The 14,714-nt window shown below is 34.6% G+C and carries 20 protein-coding genes and 1 other annotated feature; of the genes, 10 read left to right on the top strand and 10 right to left on the bottom strand.

Features of this window, described 5'->3' with window-relative positions; genetic code table 11:
- Positions 1-22: 22 nt before the first annotated feature.
- Positions 23-251, bottom strand: a binding site (T-box leader).
- Between the two features lie 15 nt (positions 252-266).
- Positions 267-1,163 (bottom strand): branched-chain-amino-acid transaminase, encoded by an 897-nt coding sequence (gene ilvE / locus MKX37_RS06970; protein ID WP_002011723.1) that lies wholly within the window; start codon positions 1,161-1,163, stop codon positions 267-269.
- A gap of 415 nt (positions 1,164-1,578) precedes the next feature.
- On the opposite strand from ilvE, the gene MKX37_RS06965 reads away from it, so the two are divergent.
- Entirely contained in the window at positions 1,579-1,818 is a 240-nt protein-coding gene (locus tag MKX37_RS06965; RefSeq protein ID WP_002126272.1) for a DUF3911 family protein, read from the top strand.
- A gap of 86 nt (positions 1,819-1,904) precedes the next feature.
- Positions 1,905-2,144, top strand: a complete 240-nt coding sequence (locus MKX37_RS06960; RefSeq protein WP_002011725.1) for a YkuS family protein — start codon at positions 1,905-1,907, stop codon at positions 2,142-2,144.
- Between the two features lie 428 nt (positions 2,145-2,572).
- On the opposite strand, the gene MKX37_RS06955 is transcribed toward MKX37_RS06960, so the two are convergent.
- Together MKX37_RS06955 and ytfJ are read right to left on the bottom strand one after the other, a co-directional pair.
- Positions 2,573-2,662: a hypothetical protein gene (locus MKX37_RS06955; RefSeq protein WP_000608225.1), complete on the bottom strand. Its 90-nt coding sequence runs from the start codon at positions 2,660-2,662 to the stop codon at positions 2,573-2,575.
- Positions 2,663-2,770: 108 nt separating this feature from the next.
- On the bottom strand, positions 2,771-3,178 hold the full coding sequence (ytfJ, locus tag MKX37_RS06950; protein ID WP_002030645.1) for a GerW family sporulation protein: 408 nt from the start codon (positions 3,176-3,178) through the stop codon (positions 2,771-2,773).
- A gap of 172 nt (positions 3,179-3,350) precedes the next feature.
- On the opposite strand from ytfJ, the gene MKX37_RS06945 reads away from it, so the two are divergent.
- Positions 3,351-3,725 carry a hypothetical protein gene (locus MKX37_RS06945; RefSeq protein WP_002011728.1) on the top strand — a complete coding sequence of 125 codons (375 nt, stop codon included), beginning with the start codon at positions 3,351-3,353 and terminating at the stop codon, positions 3,723-3,725.
- A gap of 34 nt (positions 3,726-3,759) precedes the next feature.
- Here MKX37_RS06945 and MKX37_RS06940 read toward each other — a convergent pair whose 3' ends face one another.
- Positions 3,760-5,103 (bottom strand): TrkH family potassium uptake protein, encoded by a 1,344-nt coding sequence (locus tag MKX37_RS06940; RefSeq protein ID WP_078421974.1) that lies wholly within the window; start codon positions 5,101-5,103, stop codon positions 3,760-3,762.
- Positions 5,104-6,275: 1,172 nt separating this feature from the next.
- On the opposite strand from MKX37_RS06940, the gene MKX37_RS06935 reads away from it, so the two are divergent.
- Positions 6,276-7,562 carry a dicarboxylate/amino acid:cation symporter gene (locus MKX37_RS06935; protein ID WP_078421973.1) on the top strand — a complete coding sequence of 429 codons (1,287 nt, stop codon included), beginning with the start codon at positions 6,276-6,278 and terminating at the stop codon, positions 7,560-7,562.
- 22 nt (positions 7,563-7,584) lie between these two features.
- Here the strand turns inward: MKX37_RS06935 and MKX37_RS06930 are convergent, their stop codons facing one another.
- Together MKX37_RS06930 and MKX37_RS06925 are read right to left on the bottom strand one after the other, a co-directional pair.
- On the bottom strand, positions 7,585-7,740 hold the full coding sequence (locus MKX37_RS06930) for a hypothetical protein (protein WP_002011733.1): 156 nt from the start codon (positions 7,738-7,740) through the stop codon (positions 7,585-7,587).
- 153 nt (positions 7,741-7,893) lie between these two features.
- On the bottom strand, positions 7,894-8,313 hold the full coding sequence (locus MKX37_RS06925; protein ID WP_002064429.1) for a MarR family winged helix-turn-helix transcriptional regulator: 420 nt from the start codon (positions 8,311-8,313) through the stop codon (positions 7,894-7,896).
- A 162-nt stretch (positions 8,314-8,475) separates the two neighbouring features.
- Between MKX37_RS06925 and MKX37_RS06920 the strand changes: the two genes are divergently transcribed.
- Positions 8,476-8,907 carry a regulatory YrvL family protein gene (locus MKX37_RS06920; RefSeq protein WP_002126264.1) on the top strand — a complete coding sequence of 144 codons (432 nt, stop codon included), beginning with the start codon at positions 8,476-8,478 and terminating at the stop codon, positions 8,905-8,907.
- Between the two features lie 33 nt (positions 8,908-8,940).
- Positions 8,941-9,528, top strand: a complete 588-nt coding sequence (locus tag MKX37_RS06915) for a thioredoxin family protein (RefSeq protein WP_078177946.1) — start codon at positions 8,941-8,943, stop codon at positions 9,526-9,528.
- A gap of 39 nt (positions 9,529-9,567) precedes the next feature.
- Here MKX37_RS06915 and MKX37_RS06910 read toward each other — a convergent pair whose 3' ends face one another.
- Entirely contained in the window at positions 9,568-10,032 is a 465-nt protein-coding gene (locus MKX37_RS06910; protein ID WP_002126258.1) for an SRPBCC family protein, read from the bottom strand.
- Positions 10,033-10,226: 194 nt separating this feature from the next.
- On the bottom strand, positions 10,227-11,018 hold the full coding sequence (gene uppP / locus MKX37_RS06905; protein ID WP_002186334.1) for a bacitracin resistance undecaprenyl-diphosphatase: 792 nt from the start codon (positions 11,016-11,018) through the stop codon (positions 10,227-10,229).
- A 182-nt stretch (positions 11,019-11,200) separates the two neighbouring features.
- On the opposite strand from uppP, the gene MKX37_RS06900 reads away from it, so the two are divergent.
- The 3 genes from MKX37_RS06900 to MKX37_RS06890 all read left to right on the top strand — a co-directional run bounded on the left by MKX37_RS06900 (position 11,201) and on the right by MKX37_RS06890 (position 12,977).
- Positions 11,201-12,559: an MATE family efflux transporter gene (locus tag MKX37_RS06900; protein ID WP_002126252.1), complete on the top strand. Its 1,359-nt coding sequence runs from the start codon at positions 11,201-11,203 to the stop codon at positions 12,557-12,559.
- 76 nt (positions 12,560-12,635) lie between these two features.
- Positions 12,636-12,809 carry a hypothetical protein gene (locus MKX37_RS06895; RefSeq protein WP_000343684.1) on the top strand — a complete coding sequence of 58 codons (174 nt, stop codon included), beginning with the start codon at positions 12,636-12,638 and terminating at the stop codon, positions 12,807-12,809.
- A gap of 18 nt (positions 12,810-12,827) precedes the next feature.
- Positions 12,828-12,977, top strand: coding sequence for a hypothetical protein (locus MKX37_RS06890; protein ID WP_000743737.1), 150 nt, complete (start codon positions 12,828-12,830; stop codon positions 12,975-12,977).
- Positions 12,978-13,002: 25 nt separating this feature from the next.
- Here MKX37_RS06890 and MKX37_RS06885 read toward each other — a convergent pair whose 3' ends face one another.
- On the bottom strand, positions 13,003-13,500 hold the full coding sequence (locus MKX37_RS06885) for a hypothetical protein (protein ID WP_002126248.1): 498 nt from the start codon (positions 13,498-13,500) through the stop codon (positions 13,003-13,005).
- Between the two features lie 112 nt (positions 13,501-13,612).
- On the opposite strand from MKX37_RS06885, the gene MKX37_RS06880 reads away from it, so the two are divergent.
- Positions 13,613-14,521, top strand: a complete 909-nt coding sequence (locus tag MKX37_RS06880) for an aminoglycoside phosphotransferase family protein (protein WP_002126246.1) — start codon at positions 13,613-13,615, stop codon at positions 14,519-14,521.
- On the opposite strand, the gene MKX37_RS06875 is transcribed toward MKX37_RS06880, so the two are convergent.
- Complete coding sequence (locus tag MKX37_RS06875) at positions 14,518-14,679, bottom strand: hypothetical protein (protein WP_002126244.1); 162 nt, start codon at positions 14,677-14,679, stop codon at positions 14,518-14,520. The two genes, MKX37_RS06880 and MKX37_RS06875, sit on opposite strands and share 4 nt — an antisense overlap.
- Between the last annotated feature and the right edge of the window lie 35 nt (positions 14,680-14,714).

Below are 14,714 nucleotides of genomic sequence, written 5' to 3'. Positions count from 1 at the left end.
CGTCCACACTCCAGCTATGTGCTGAAGGGACGAAAGATTTCGCGGTACCACCCTTCTTTGCAAGATTACTCTTGCCTCAGTGACTCGGGATATGAGTCTAGCTAATAACGGAGCTACCGTCTAAGCCTAAACAAACGTTTCAGCTTAGCACTCAAGGGTGATGTTCGTCGACGTGAACCATCGGTTTCCAGCAACCACCGACTCTCTGTGAGGCTTCACAGTCAACTACTCCTCCCTATCAACGCTTTATCATGTCATAAGAGCTATTATCCAACTTTATTTTCTTCGTAAATTTTCTCTCCATCTTCTACAACTAATTTACGGAATTCTTCTAATAAACGATTCGTATGTGGCCCTGTTCTACCTAAACCAATCGTTCTTCCATCTACTGTCGTAACAGCAATTACTTCAGCAGCTGTTCCTGTTAAAAACACTTCATCAGCTACATATACATCATGCCTTGTAAATAATTCTTCTCTTACGTCATATCCAAGTTTTTCGCCGATTTCTAAAATCGCGTTTCGTGTAATACCTTCTAACGCTCCAGCAGAACTTGGTGGTGTAATTAATTTATTTCCCTTCACAATAAATACATTATCTCCAGAGCCTTCAGCTACATATCCTTGGTCATTTAACATAAGTGCTTCTTGTACTCCAGCTAATTTCGCCTCAATGCGAACTAAAATATTATTTAAGTAATTTAAAGATTTTACTTGAGGCGATAAAACATCCGGGCGATTGCGACGCGTTGCAACTGTTATAATCGGAATCCCTTTTTCATAATATTCTTGTGGAAATAAAGATAATTGCTCTGCAATTACTACTACATTTGGTTTCGTACAAGAATCGGGATCTAATCCCAGGTTCCCAGGTCCTCTTGATACAACGAGGCGGATATATCCATTAGATAGTTTGTTTTGTCGAATCGTTTCAACAACGATTTTCGTTGCTTCTTCTAACGTATATGGAATTTCTAACATGATGGATTTCGCTGATTCATATAACCGGACAAGATGCTCTCTCAAACGGAAAACATTACCGCTATATACCCTAATTCCTTCGAACACTCCATCGCCATATAAATAGCCATGATCATATACTGAAACCTTTGCTTCGTCTTTTGGAACAAATTCTCCATTTAAGAAAATCCACTGCTCGTTCACTTGAAAGCGCCCCCTATGTTCTATGAGTTTTTTATTGTTTCCTAGTCTACTCTCCTTTTCAAATAAATCAAGTGAATTTTTAGAAAATTTTTAATTTTTAATCGTACGTACATCTTTGTTTATATTGATTTAATAACATTGTTAACGTTTACAAAAAGTCAAAAAAATTTTTTCGTCAAATTCTACTAAAAAAATATTTGTTTAAAAGAAGGGTTTTCGCCAATTGATACGAATCTATTGTATTCAATAAACGGACGTCCGATTTTATAAATCCGGGAATATACAACGACTTTTGGTGAAAAAGGGGGAAAATAACAAAAATAACGCTGTCTAAAAATAACATTCATATTTTTCATTTAGTAATCATAATCCTATTTTTAAAAAACAATTTGTCAAATTGAAGGAGGAAATAACAATGGCGTGTGTACAAATTAAAGGAACGAGACAAGAGGTAGTAGAAATGCTACAACTATTTGATCTAATGGATACGAAAGGATTTTGTAAATTCGATAATTACGTTGAAGTAGAACCAAATAGTAGGAAACATAACAACTACACAGCTTCAATCGATATTCAGTCTAATAACAGTTCATCACAAGATACATTAAATGATCAATTCGTTAGTCAAATGCTTACTGGTGTATATAACGACTAAACAAATATTCTCTTCCTACCATCTTTTCATAAATATATGCTATGGACTTGAGCATACTAGCAACTAGATGGTAGGAGGTGAAAATTATGGCTAGAATTGGTGTTGAGAACTCTTTAACAGATGTTCAACAAGCTCTTCAGCAACAAGGACATGAAGTCGTTTCACTTAACTCTGAAAATGATGCACATGGGTGTGATTGTTGCGTTGTAACCGGGCAAGATTCTAATATGATGGGCATTGCAGATACATCGATAAAAGGATCTGTAATTAAAGCACATGGTTTAACAACAGATGAAATTTGTCAGCAAGTTGAAAACCGCACTTAATCATTTTTATCACATTATTTGTGAGCTAACATGTAAAGGGAATGGAATGGTCCCACTGATTATAGTTTCAATTTATTTATAGAAAAAGGGCTCCTTTTCAAAAGGAGCCCTCTTTTTTATATTCACCTAACGGGAAAGTAACATATACTGGATGAAAGCCCTACCTCTCTCTCATCATTACGGTTCCACTGACCGCTCCTTGATTCACTAGTATACATATAAAGCTTACATATACAATTTATAGGGTTTGTTCACAAAAGTTGTTGGTAAGACTACCCGATCTTTCGCAAACTTTTCGTATTATATTCATAAGATTTATTTACTTTACACTAGCTTTAACCGAGACACGAATTAAAATTTTAACACCAATACAATAACTTGTCAACATTTTTTACAAATTAAAAACAGACATTAACGGTTTGTCTGTTTTAGAATGGAGCTTTTTCTTTTATTACATATACAACAAAACCGCTTACTAACATACATAAGCCAACTACTAAGTTTTTGATATTAATCATAAATTCCTCTCCCTTATTCCACACATCATATATATTTACAGTTCAATTATTCCGATCGTCCTAAAGCGCACTTTTTCTAATATATCATAATTCCTAAAAAATGCAAGTTCACTTTTGGCGACCATTCACAAATTTATCCACAGTGCTTGGCACAGTATTTAACGCTTTTTCAATTAAATGTGTACTACTATTGAGATGCAACACTTGCACACCGTTAGAACCAACTACTAAAAAAGCAACTGGGCTAATAGAAACCCCAGCCCCGCTTCCGCCTCCGAATGGATGACTTTGCTTGTTCTCTTTATGCTGCCCTTGTCCGCCGTTATGTTTTTCGGAAATAAAATCACCTTTAAAGTCACTTCCACCAGCTCCAAAACCAAAAGCCACTTGAGATACTGTTAATACTACATTTCCGTCAGCTGTTGAAACCGGACTTCCAACAATCGTATTTACATCTACCATCTCTTTTAAATTTGTCATTGCTGTTTTCATTAAATTTTCAATTGGATGTTCCATTATGTACTACACCCTTTCCTCATTATTCTTTTTTATACTTTCCAAAATAGAGGAAGTCATACTAAGTTTTCCTATTTTGAAAAAACATTTTCCACTTTCCAATTGGATATTACTCCCTGTACATGCTCGGATAAAAAGGAAAAAGAGATACATACTACTATTGAACCTTGTTATGAAAGGAGTCCTTACTTTGACTGAGAAATTTGATGAATATAAAAAAAGAGATCGAATAGATAGTGATTATAAAGAAGAATACGCAGCTGAAGTTGCACCACAGCGTATCGATTATGATGATAAAGATAACGATGATGTAAGATCGTCTGCAGCTGGATCGACTGCTGGTTTCATTGCTCTTGCCTTAGCAATATTATCATTATTCACATTCCCAACACTATTTGGTCTTGTGTCTGTTCTACTTGGTATTTACGCTTATAATCGCGGGGCTACTGTAACTGGCGGTACCGCTGCCATTGTGGGTGGTATCGCTGCACTCATTGCGATTTTATTCCGAGTGGCGCTTATTGGTTTATTGTTCTCTCTTTTTTAAAAAGAAAAAGGTATCTCGCTTTATGCGGGATACCTTATCCTGTAAATACATCTTCTGATGGATATTTAATTTTTTGTTTTGCTGGTCGTGCCAAAGAGAACACAAGTGTTAACGGTCCGATTAATCCACAAAACATAACAAACATAATAATACATTTTCCAAACGCCGATAGCTTCGCAGTAATCCCCATTGTTAACCCTACTGTACCAAACGCTGAAATTGTCTCAAATAATAACTGAATAAAACTGAAGTCTTCTGTAAGCATTAATACAAATACCGCTGTAAAAATAAGTATTTGACTAGCAACGACAATTGCTAACGCTCTCGTTACTGTCGACATTTTAATCGTACGCTGAAACAAAACAAAATCCTCTTTCTTTCTAAAGAAAGAAAGAACTGATGTAATTAAAATAACGAATGTCGTTAACTTAATTCCACCGCCTGTCGATACACTTCCCGCACCAATAAACATTAATACCATCGTAAATAGTATCGATGACTCTTCCATCCCCCCATAATCTACCGTGTTAAAACCGGCTGTACGAGGTGTAATTCCTTGGAAGAACGAAGCCCATAACTTTTCATTTAAAGATAAGTGCCCCAAAGTCTTCACATTATTATATTCCAATACAAAAATCACAAGCATCGCAATAACATTAAGTACTATCGTTCCAACAATCATGATTTTGGAGTGCAGTGATAATTTTCGGAAACTACGGCTATACCATATATCAATTAATACCGTAAACCCTAACCCTCCTATTACAATTAAAGAACAAATCCCAATATTAATAATAGGATCTCCTACGTATCTTGTTAAATTATCTGGCCAAAGCGCAAAGCCGGCATTATTATATGACGCAATAACGTGAAAAATACTATAGTATAAACCTTTTCCAAAACCAAACTCTGGAATAAAGCGAATCGATAAAAAGATAACTCCAATTAGCTCAATACAAATAGAAAAAATAAAAACACGTTTTACTAATTTCACAAGACCACCAATATTTGTTTGATTAAATGCTTCTCCAATTAATAATCGGTGGCGTAAACCAATTTTTTTCCCTAATACCCAAACAATTAAAATGGCTATCGTCATAAGACCGAGACCACCCGTTTGAATTAAAAACATAATAACAATTTCACCAAACATCGTAAACGTACTCGCAGTATCTACAACACCTAAACCGGTTACAGTCGCTGCCGACGTAGCTGTAAAGAAAGCATCTACCCAACTAATATGTACTTTCGTTGCAAACGGTAACTTTAATAACAATCCTCCGACCACAATTAAACAAAAAAAGCCTAATGCTAAAATTTGTGGTGGATTCAATCGTATAAAACGATTATACAACCCTTGTTTTTTTGCTACTTCCATATCACTAACTCCCTTTATCAAGTGAAGCTTTTATCCCCTCATAAATAAAGACTCTTTAAGAACCTACAAGTAGCGGGATAAACCTTATATTCTCATAATATAGTTGAGCATAATCCTTTTTTTCATAGATTTCAACTTTTATTTATATTCAGACTCCTATCGTTTTACAAAAGAATATTTTCTATTATATCTCCACTTATACTATAACTCTTACAACAACTATTTTATCCCTTTTCAAATTCCCATATCTTTCACTCCAAGTTCACACGAGGGTCACATCTACCTTTTATAGTATATGTATCGGAGCTGTTCCTCCCTAATTTATAAGACATTCCCCAGTGTCTTGAACAGCTTTCCATCCCTAATTAAATTGACATAAATTGTCCCCTTCCTTGACCATCCTATATGTGATGGTCTTATTTTTTTATTCTTTCTATCTTTTATTTGAAACTCCCTCTCTCTTTCACTCCATGTTCACACGAGGATCACATCCACCTTTTATAGTATATGTATCGAAGCTGTTCCTCCCTAATTTATAAGACATTCCCCAGTGTCTTTGAATAGCTTCCATCCCTAATTAAATTGACATAAATTGTCCCCTTCCCTTGACCATCATATATGTGATGGTCTTATTTTTTTATTCTTTCTATCTTTTATTTGAAACTCCCTCTCTCTTTCACTCCATGTTCACACGAGGATCACATCTACCTTTTATAGTATACGTATCGGAGCTGTTCCTCCCTAATTTATAAGACATTCCCCAGTGTCTTGAACAGCTTTCCATCCCTAATTAAATTGACATAAATTGTCCCCTTCCTTTGACCATCCTATATGTGATGGTCTTATTTTTTTATTCTCTCTTTCTTCTTACTTAAAACTCCCTCTCTCTTTCACTCTATGTTCACATCTATCTTTTATAGTATATGTATCGAAGCTGTTCTTCCCTAATTTATAAGACATTCCCCAGTGTCTTTGAATAGCTTCCATCCCTAATTAAATTGATATAAATTGTCCCCTTCCCTAGGCCATCATGTGATGGTCTATTTTTTTTCCAAATACATAAATGTATTCTTTCCACATATTTCAGCAAAACTGGACTATATACATTGAAACAGACAGTTTTATACTAAATATTCAGAAAATATTGTCAAAATAGGTATTTTTTCGGTATAATTAATTTAGAAAGCAATTTTACAAAAACAAAAGGGGGGTTTTTATCGAAACAAACAAAGGCAATCTTAATTGCATTATTTCTCGGTCTAGTTGTCGGACTCACTTTAAATTTAGCTGCTCCATCTATTTTTGAGCCATTGAATCAATATGCGTTCAATCCACTTGGTCAACTGTTTATTCGCCTTATTAAAATGCTAGTTGTTCCTGTTGTGTTCATTTCTATCGTACTTGGGGCTGCTGGTCTTGGAGATCCGAAACAACTTGGAAGAATTGGTTTAAAATCAATTTCATTCTTTCTCGTAACAACAGCTGTCGCTGTCGCTATCTCTATTGCAGTTACATTTGCACTTATCATAAAACCAGGAGCTGGCGGTAACTTTAAAACAGACGGGCTTAAGTATGAAGGTGCAAAAACTGAAACATCTTTCGTTGATACATTGCTGAATATTGTGCCAGATAATCCAGCAAAAGCGATGGCTGATGGGAACATGCTACAAATTATTGCCTTTGCCGCATTGATCGGACTCGGTTTAGCTGTTTTAGGAAAACGAGTTCAAGGTGTCCATTCATTACTTGAACAGGGCAACGAATTAATGATGTATCTTGTTAATCTCGTCATGAAATTAGCTCCAATCGGAACATTCGGGTTGCTCGCTTCGTCCGTTGGTAAAATGGGTCTTGCAGGCGTCGCTGCGATGTTCAAGTATATGATTGTCGTTATGTTGGTACTCATTATTCACGGTGTCTTCGTATACGGCGGCTTATTAAAGGTACTAGCCAAAGAAAGTATTATTCGTTTCTTTAAACATTTCGGTCCGGTAATGGCAATTGGGTTTAGTACATCTAGCTCTAATGCGTCCCTTCCATTTGCCATGAAAACCGCCCAAGAAAAACTTGGAGTTCCAAAAGCGATAAGCTCTTTTGTACAACCACTAGGTGCAACGATTAATATGGATGGTACTGCTATTATGCAAGGGGTAGCAACTGTATTTATCGCTCAAGTATACGGCGTTGAACTTACATTACCACAATTAGCTATGGTCGTATTAACTGCTGTACTAGCTAGTATCGGTACTGCAGGTGTACCAGGTGTTGGACTAGTAATGCTTACGATGGTTTTAAATCAAGTAAATCTACCAGTAGAAGGCATTGCTTTAATTATCGGTATTGACCGCATTCTAGATATGTCTAGAACTGCTGTAAATATTTCCGGTGATGCAATTTGTGCAATGATTGTTGCAAAATCAGAAGAAAAATATAATACGGATCAATCTGCAGCATCTTAAATCAAAAAAGGAGTGAATCATTTCACTCCTTTTTTGATTTACTTCCTTTTTTCGAACGATATTCTTTTCCTTTATTATCATTTCCCGTTTCAAATTCAGTACTAAACTCCTGCTGGAATTGCCCTGATTTTGGTGAACCTTGATTTCCACTTCCTTGACTACCATTACGATTCGTCATATTTCTCCCTCCTTCCTTTATTAGTAGTATGGCGCTCTATCTTTTTTCATACACATTTTATTTTTTATCATCTATTACACACAGAAGAAGACCTTCCATATATGAGGAAGGTCTTCTTTTTAATTAGGTAAGCGTTTTCTTATTTGTAATTATTTAAATAAGTTTTTTAGAAATAGATATCATTATATCCATTTCATCTTCTGAAAGTGCGGAAAATCTTTCTTGTAAATATTTCTTTTTCTCACCTTCCATTTTCGCAACTAACTCTTTCCCTTGTTCTGTAATCTCTAAATATACAACTCGGCGATCTGATGTAGAACGTGAACGAGTTACAAAGCCTTTATTAATTAATTTTTCTGTAACAGCTGTAATATGACTATTCGACACATTTAACTCATTAGCTACACGTGAGACCATTTCTTTATTCGTACGGTTCAATATTCTAAGGACAATGAACTCATTCCACGGTATGTAACCACCAAATATTTTTCCAATATCATTACGCAACGTGCGAAACATTGCAAAAACATTTGTCGATAGTTCTTCCATTAATTGTTCTCGATTTTGAGACAACTTTGACAGCCCCTTTTATTTAATTTAGTTAAATAAAAACCTTATTAATAATTTTACACGAAATCTTACTTTTTGTCACCTTATTTCCCCATAATTCGTAGTTTTTTAATAGATATTTCATGGTACAATGAAATTGATTTTCCAGAAAAAGGAGTTAGGGCAATGAGTGAAGAAGACAAACTTTCTAATCTCAGTCTAAAAGATAAGACTATTATTATTAGTGTTGTTATTCTTATTCTCATTATATTCTTTGCATTTATATTTTTTGTATATGTAGGAATCTTTCATATTACAGGTATAGAATATTCATCAAGAACAGCTCTACTACTCTTTTTTTTACTCATTCTTTTATTAGACGGTATTACATATTTTATATTCATTTTCTTTAAAGTGCTCCTACATCCAATGATGACAAGTATGCCCAATTGGCTCTCAATTGCTCTGCTCTCTATAATTGAAATTACGTTAGATTGGTTTGTCATACATACCGCCGATGACTGGATAGAGAGTGTACAAATGCCCAACATAGCTGAATTATGTGTCACACTATTCCTTTACACACTAAATAAATTATTTAGTGATAAGAAAGAGTAAGAATACAAGCTTTTCTATATAAAAATTGGTACAATAAAAATAAATCATACTAAAGAGGTGTTACTTATGAACTTACTACAATGGGCTGATAAAGGCATGTCCTTTGATACATATGTGAATGAAATGGAAGTAAACCAATACGAGCTACTACACATTTACAATAACTTTTTAATTCCAAATGAATTACTTCCAGTTTTAGAAGAACGTCAAAATGATGGCTGGCGCGTTATCGTATTAACAGCTGACTGGTGCGGCGACGCTCTTTTATGTGTACCTGTTATGAAACGAATTTCTGAAGTTGCAAATATTGATATGCGTTTATTAATTCGCGATGAAAACTTAGAGTTAATGGATCAATACTTAACAAACGGAACAGCACGTGCGATTCCAATCTTTATTTTCATTGATAAAGACGGAAATGAACAAGCCGTCTTTGGACCACGCGCTCCAAAAGTACAAGAATTAGTAACTTCAATGCGCGCTACATTACCTGAAAAAGAAGATCCAACATTCGAAGAGAAACAAAAAGAAATGTATGCTAATTTCCGTGCTACATTAGCTGATGATACTTCTCTTTGGGAACATGTAATGGAAAGCATGATTGAGAAAGTAGTAAAATAAAAAACCTGCCGATTTCGGCAGGTTTTTTATTTTACTAAATTATAATCCTTTTTTCTGAGAATATACAGCATCTACGCACGCTGCTAAACGTTCCATTTCACCCATGTATATTCCACGTGTCATCCACCCAGTCAACTTGTACATAATCTTATATAAAAAATTCTTCGGTTCAAATTCTACGATTAAAGTAAGCGATGTACCTTCTTCATCCTCTTCTAACATATAAGTTGCAGCTGTATAACCTTGCTTCATCTCACATCCAACTGAAACGATATACGGTTCATCATACTCTAAAATTTCCGCCTCAAATTCATATATTTTCTTCCCCATCTTTTGCACAGATATATATTTGTCACCTTCACGAGGGTTTTCAACATCTATATTTGAAGGATACCTATTTTCTACCATAAAGGTACTCCATTCTAGTATTTTCTCGTCATTGTGTACATAATCAAATACAACATCAATTGGTGCTGGAATTACTATTTCTATTGCAAAACTCACTAAATTGCTCCTCTCAAATACCCTATCGATTTCCTTAAAATTATTATAACGAAATCATTATGGCATATTTCACATGGTGAAATACAAGTAATTGAAGGTAAAAGTTTCATTTTTCTCTCTCTATAAAAAAATACCCTACAGTGTAGACTTTTTTTCAAGTGTCTATTCTATAGGGTATTGCTGATATTTTATACTTACATAATGAAGAAATAGAATACCGCAGCTAAAATGAAACGATAGTAAGCGAACGGTGTTAGTTTTACACGACCTAATAATTTTAAGAATGAAACAATTGCAAGCATCGCAACAACGAATGCTGTAATAAATCCTGTTGCAAATAACGGTATATCAGCCGTGCTTAATATATCCCAGCTTTTAATTAAATCTAAGGCACTTGCAGCTACCATCATTGGCACCGCTAGAATAAATGTATATTCCGCTGCCGCTGTATGCGAAACACGTGCTAATAAACCACCACTTATTGTTGATCCAGAACGAGAAAATCCTGGCCAAAGTGCTAAACATTGGAACATTCCGATTGTAAATGCTTGCTTATATGTGATTTCATCTAACGTTCTTGCTGTACTTGGTTTTGAAAACTTCTCAGCAACAATCATTAAAATACCACCAGCTACTAAGCTAATAACAACCGGTCCTGGACCGAATAAAACTTCTTTAATTGCGCTATGGAATAGTACGCCGAGTATGCCGGCAGGAATCATCCCGATAATAATATGTAATAAATTTAAAGATGGTCCATCAGTTACTTTCCCTATTCCAACTAATGACCATAAACGTTTCCAAAATATAACAACAACTGCTAAAATCGATCCCAACTGAATAACAACTTCGAAAACTTTCGCTCTATCGTCTTCAAATCCAATTAAGTGTCCTGTTAAAATCATATGTCCTGTTGATGATACTGGTAAAAACTCTGTTAAACCTTCAACAGCACCCATGATTAATCCAATTAACCAATCAGCCACAAGTAGTGCCTCCTTAATAACGAATATGTAATTTTTTCACACCTTATCATAATACCTTATCCCTTTTCAAAGTGCATCCTTTTTTTATTGATTTCATTTGTTGTATACGCTTATTTCTTTTCTATTTTTTGATTAAATTGTATGATAATAAGAGTTTGTTTTTTACGTTGAAAGGGGATTTTATGAAAGAAACTAATTCATTCTCACAAAAGTTAAAGCAATTTTTATTACTCTTTTTCCCGATTTTTGTAACGCAAATGTCATTATTTGCGATGAGCTTTTTTGATACGACAATGTCAGGACATGCGAGTCCTATTGATTTAGCGGGTGTTGCTATCGGAACAAGTATATGGCTTCCCGTTAGTACCGGCTTAACAGGGATTTTAATGGCTACTACTCCTATTGTTGCACAGCTCGTTGGATCAAAGAAAAAGGAGGACGTTCCCCACATTGTCATACAAGCAGTATATTTAGCAATTTGTGCTAGTTTCGTTGTTATCCTTATCGGATTCTTCGCTGTTTCACCTATTTTAAATGGCATGCAATTAGAAGAACCCGTGGAACGTATTGCAGCACAATTTTTAATTATTATCGCGATTGGAATTATCCCTTTATTTACTTACACCGTTTTACGTGGATTTATTGATGCATTAGGGAAAACTCGAACAACGATGATTATTACATTACTATCATTACCAATTAATGTAGTATTAAATTACTTATTAATTTTTGGTCACTTTGGCTTTCCAAAACTCGGTGGTGTTGGTGCGGCAATCGCTTCTGCAGCAACCTATTGGTGTATTTTAATTATTACGGTTATTATTATTCGTACGAAAGAGCCTTTCGCTTCTTTCAATATCTTTAAACAGTTATACCGCCCTTCCTTTACAATCTGGAAGGAATTCCTGAAACTTGGCGTCCCTATCGGATTTGCTATCTTTTTTGAGACGAGTATTTTCGCTGCGGTAACACTTATGATGAGTAATTTTAGTACGACAACAATAGCAGCACATCAAGCAGCTATGAACTTTGCTTCCTTGTTATATATGACTCCTTTAAGTTTAGCAATGGCAATGACGATAGCCGTTGGATTTGAAGTTGGAGCAAAACGATACAATAATGCGAAACAATATGGATTTATCGGAATTGGGTTAGCCCTTGCTTTCGCTCTTTTATATTCAATCCTTCTTTATTTCTTTGATGATGAAATTGCTTCTATTTATACGACAAATGCAAATGTCCATCATTTAGCTAAAGAATTTCTTATATTCGCGATTTTATTTCAAATTTCAGATGCGATTGCAACTCCAGTACAAGGAGCACTTCGTGGTTATAAAGACGTAAATGTTGCCTTAATTATGACATTAATAGCTTATTGGGTAATAGGTCTACCTCTTGGCTACATGTTAGCAACTTATACTGACTGGGCAGCAAAAGGTTATTGGATCGGTCTTATTATCGGTCTAGCATTTGGAGCAATCTTCCTGCTTATCCGTCTCTTTCAAGTACAAAGAAAATATACAACGCAAAGCAGCCGCTAATGATATAGCGGCTGTTTTCTTCATGCATATTTTTTCTTGTAACGTGTAACATAATGAAAAAGAAAGGTGGATACATATGGACGAAAAACAAAAGAAACAATCATTCGATGAAGAATTCGCCCCTGAAATTTCACCTGGATATCGGCAAGATGTACATAAGCCACCTAAATATAAAAATACTTCTTTTTTAATGGGCATTACCATTTTCGCAGCTGTATTACTCGTGCTCATCATTTTCGTCTATTTTTAAAGAAGGGTGGTCTATTATATGAAGAAACAAGATTCAAATCGTTCAAAAAGAACTGTGAAAACGGAAAAAGGATATGCAGGAGATTCTGTTCATACACTGAAACAAGTTGAGCAAGGAAATTTATACATTGCTCAAAAAGAACTTGGTCAACAAAATGAAAATCTTTAAAGTCCCTCTGCTTCTAGAGGGTTTTTTATTGTACATATTGTTTTTGTTCTAACACCATGAATAAATTATTAACCTTTACAATTTTCATGTCATAATTTAATTTCATTTCACTTCTCTTGCCATTTTCAATACCAGTAACGTACGCTACAGCATGATAGCGAAAACTCTCATCTGTCTCTTCACGTATCTCTTCGTTTGTAAATTTATACTCTAAATCCCGAAAACGGTTTGGGTAATAATTTTCTATTAACTGTTCATACCCTCTACTTACAAATATTTCTTCACCTTTTCGTTTCACATCTTCTTTATTATTAAACTCAAACACTGCTAGTTGCGCTGTCACAAAGTGTTCTCCTATCATTTTCATTTCTTTATCAGTTAAAGTTTCTATACTTTTGTTCTTTAATTCCTTATTTAACTCGTAGCGATCTATCGGTTTAAAGGTGGCAAAAACCTCCTCTTTATATGGCCAAAACAATCCAAAAGCGATACATAGAGAAATGATTAATATTCTTTTCTTCATAATGCACCCCACCCTCCTCCATTAATGATAGTTATATTTTAACATATAGAAAGAAAATTCTGATATCATAAAATGGAATACCCTACCTTTAACTTAGAAACGAGGAACAATTATGGACTCTTACAAACAATATATAAAAGAAGCTCTACCAGATCTTTCTATACATTCATATATACAAAATGAAGAAGGGTGGGATAATATAACGGTTATTATAAATGCCGAACTACTATTTCGTTTCCCACGAAAACTTGAATATGCAAACCGAATTCCGTTAGAAAAAGAACTGTGCACAATTCTTTCTCATTCATTACAAGAAATCGAGATTCCTAAGTATCATTTATTGTATAAGAATGATTGTAATACGGTTCCATTTTGCAGCTATTATCCTCTCATTCATGGTGAACCGTTAACAACTGAACTACTTGCAAAGCTAGAGAAAAAAGAACTTGAAGTAATTATTACACAATTAGCCACTTTCCTTGCGGCTTTACATAGTATTCCTTTAAAACGTACTGAAACGCTAGGGTTCCCTATCGAAAAAACACTTACCTACTGGAAAGAACTACAAACAAAATTAAATCAATATTTTACTAACAATCTTACTTCATTACAGAAATCAGCCTTAAATCGTTTATTCGAAAATTTCTTTACCTGTATAGCTAAATCTACCTTTCAAAATACAATCATCCATGCTGACTTTACACATCACCACATTTTATTTAACAACTTGAACAAAACCATTTCAGGTGTTATCGATTTTGGAGATGCTCAAATTGGCGATCCCGCTTTTGATTTTGCTGGGCTATATTATGATTTCGGTCGTGAGTTTACTACATCTGTATATGAACAATACAGTGCACTTATTTCTCACCGCGATCCATTATTCATTCACCGCATCACTACCTTTTATCAATACAGCCCTTTACTACATAACCTTATTTATAACATTGAAACAAACAACGAAATAACATTAAAGAAGAATGAAGAACAGCTTAAAGCAATACTGCAGGGACGAGATTAAATTCTCTCCCTATACTCTCTCTCCTCATACATCATTAACTTTTTATCCATTTCAACAATAACTTTATACAATTGAAATGCCTGTAAAATTTGCAGTTGAATTCCAAAAGGAGCATTCTGTTCTTTTAACCATTGAAATACTGCCGTTTCATCTTTCATTGATTATTCCTCCCTTTATTAATCTGCTACAAATA

The sequence above is a fragment of the Bacillus sp. FSL R5-0709 genome, assembly GCF_038004785.1.
GTDB lineage: Bacteria > Bacillota > Bacilli > Bacillales > Bacillaceae_G > Bacillus_A > Bacillus_A mycoides.
The sequence above is the reverse complement of the archived record's forward strand: the minus strand, read 5'-3'. Positions and strand labels throughout refer to the sequence as shown.

Coding starts and splice junctions, on each gene's coding strand:
- MKX37_RS06875 (WP_002126244.1), bottom strand. CDS start 14,679: ATGAAAGATGAAACGGCAGTATTTCAATGGTTAAAAGAACAGAATGCT.
- MKX37_RS06920 (WP_002126264.1), top strand. CDS start 8,476: ATGAGTGAAGAAGACAAACTTTCTAATCTCAGTCTAAAAGATAAGACT.
- MKX37_RS06940 (WP_078421974.1), bottom strand. CDS start 5,103: ATGGAAGTAGCAAAAAAACAAGGGTTGTATAATCGTTTTATACGATTG.
- MKX37_RS06965 (WP_002126272.1), top strand. CDS start 1,579: ATGGCGTGTGTACAAATTAAAGGAACGAGACAAGAGGTAGTAGAAATG.
- MKX37_RS06930 (WP_002011733.1), bottom strand. CDS start 7,740: ATGACGAATCGTAATGGTAGTCAAGGAAGTGGAAATCAAGGTTCACCA.
- MKX37_RS06895 (WP_000343684.1), top strand. CDS start 12,636: ATGGACGAAAAACAAAAGAAACAATCATTCGATGAAGAATTCGCCCCT.
- ytfJ (WP_002030645.1), bottom strand. CDS start 3,178: ATGGAACATCCAATTGAAAATTTAATGAAAACAGCAATGACAAATTTA.
- MKX37_RS06900 (WP_002126252.1), top strand. CDS start 11,201: ATGAAAGAAACTAATTCATTCTCACAAAAGTTAAAGCAATTTTTATTA.
- MKX37_RS06945 (WP_002011728.1), top strand. CDS start 3,351: ATGAAAGGAGTCCTTACTTTGACTGAGAAATTTGATGAATATAAAAAA.
- MKX37_RS06880 (WP_002126246.1), top strand. CDS start 13,613: ATGGACTCTTACAAACAATATATAAAAGAAGCTCTACCAGATCTTTCT.
- MKX37_RS06890 (WP_000743737.1), top strand. CDS start 12,828: ATGAAGAAACAAGATTCAAATCGTTCAAAAAGAACTGTGAAAACGGAA.
- MKX37_RS06885 (WP_002126248.1), bottom strand. CDS start 13,500: ATGAAGAAAAGAATATTAATCATTTCTCTATGTATCGCTTTTGGATTG.
- MKX37_RS06960 (WP_002011725.1), top strand. CDS start 1,905: ATGGCTAGAATTGGTGTTGAGAACTCTTTAACAGATGTTCAACAAGCT.
- MKX37_RS06955 (WP_000608225.1), bottom strand. CDS start 2,662: ATGATTAATATCAAAAACTTAGTAGTTGGCTTATGTATGTTAGTAAGC.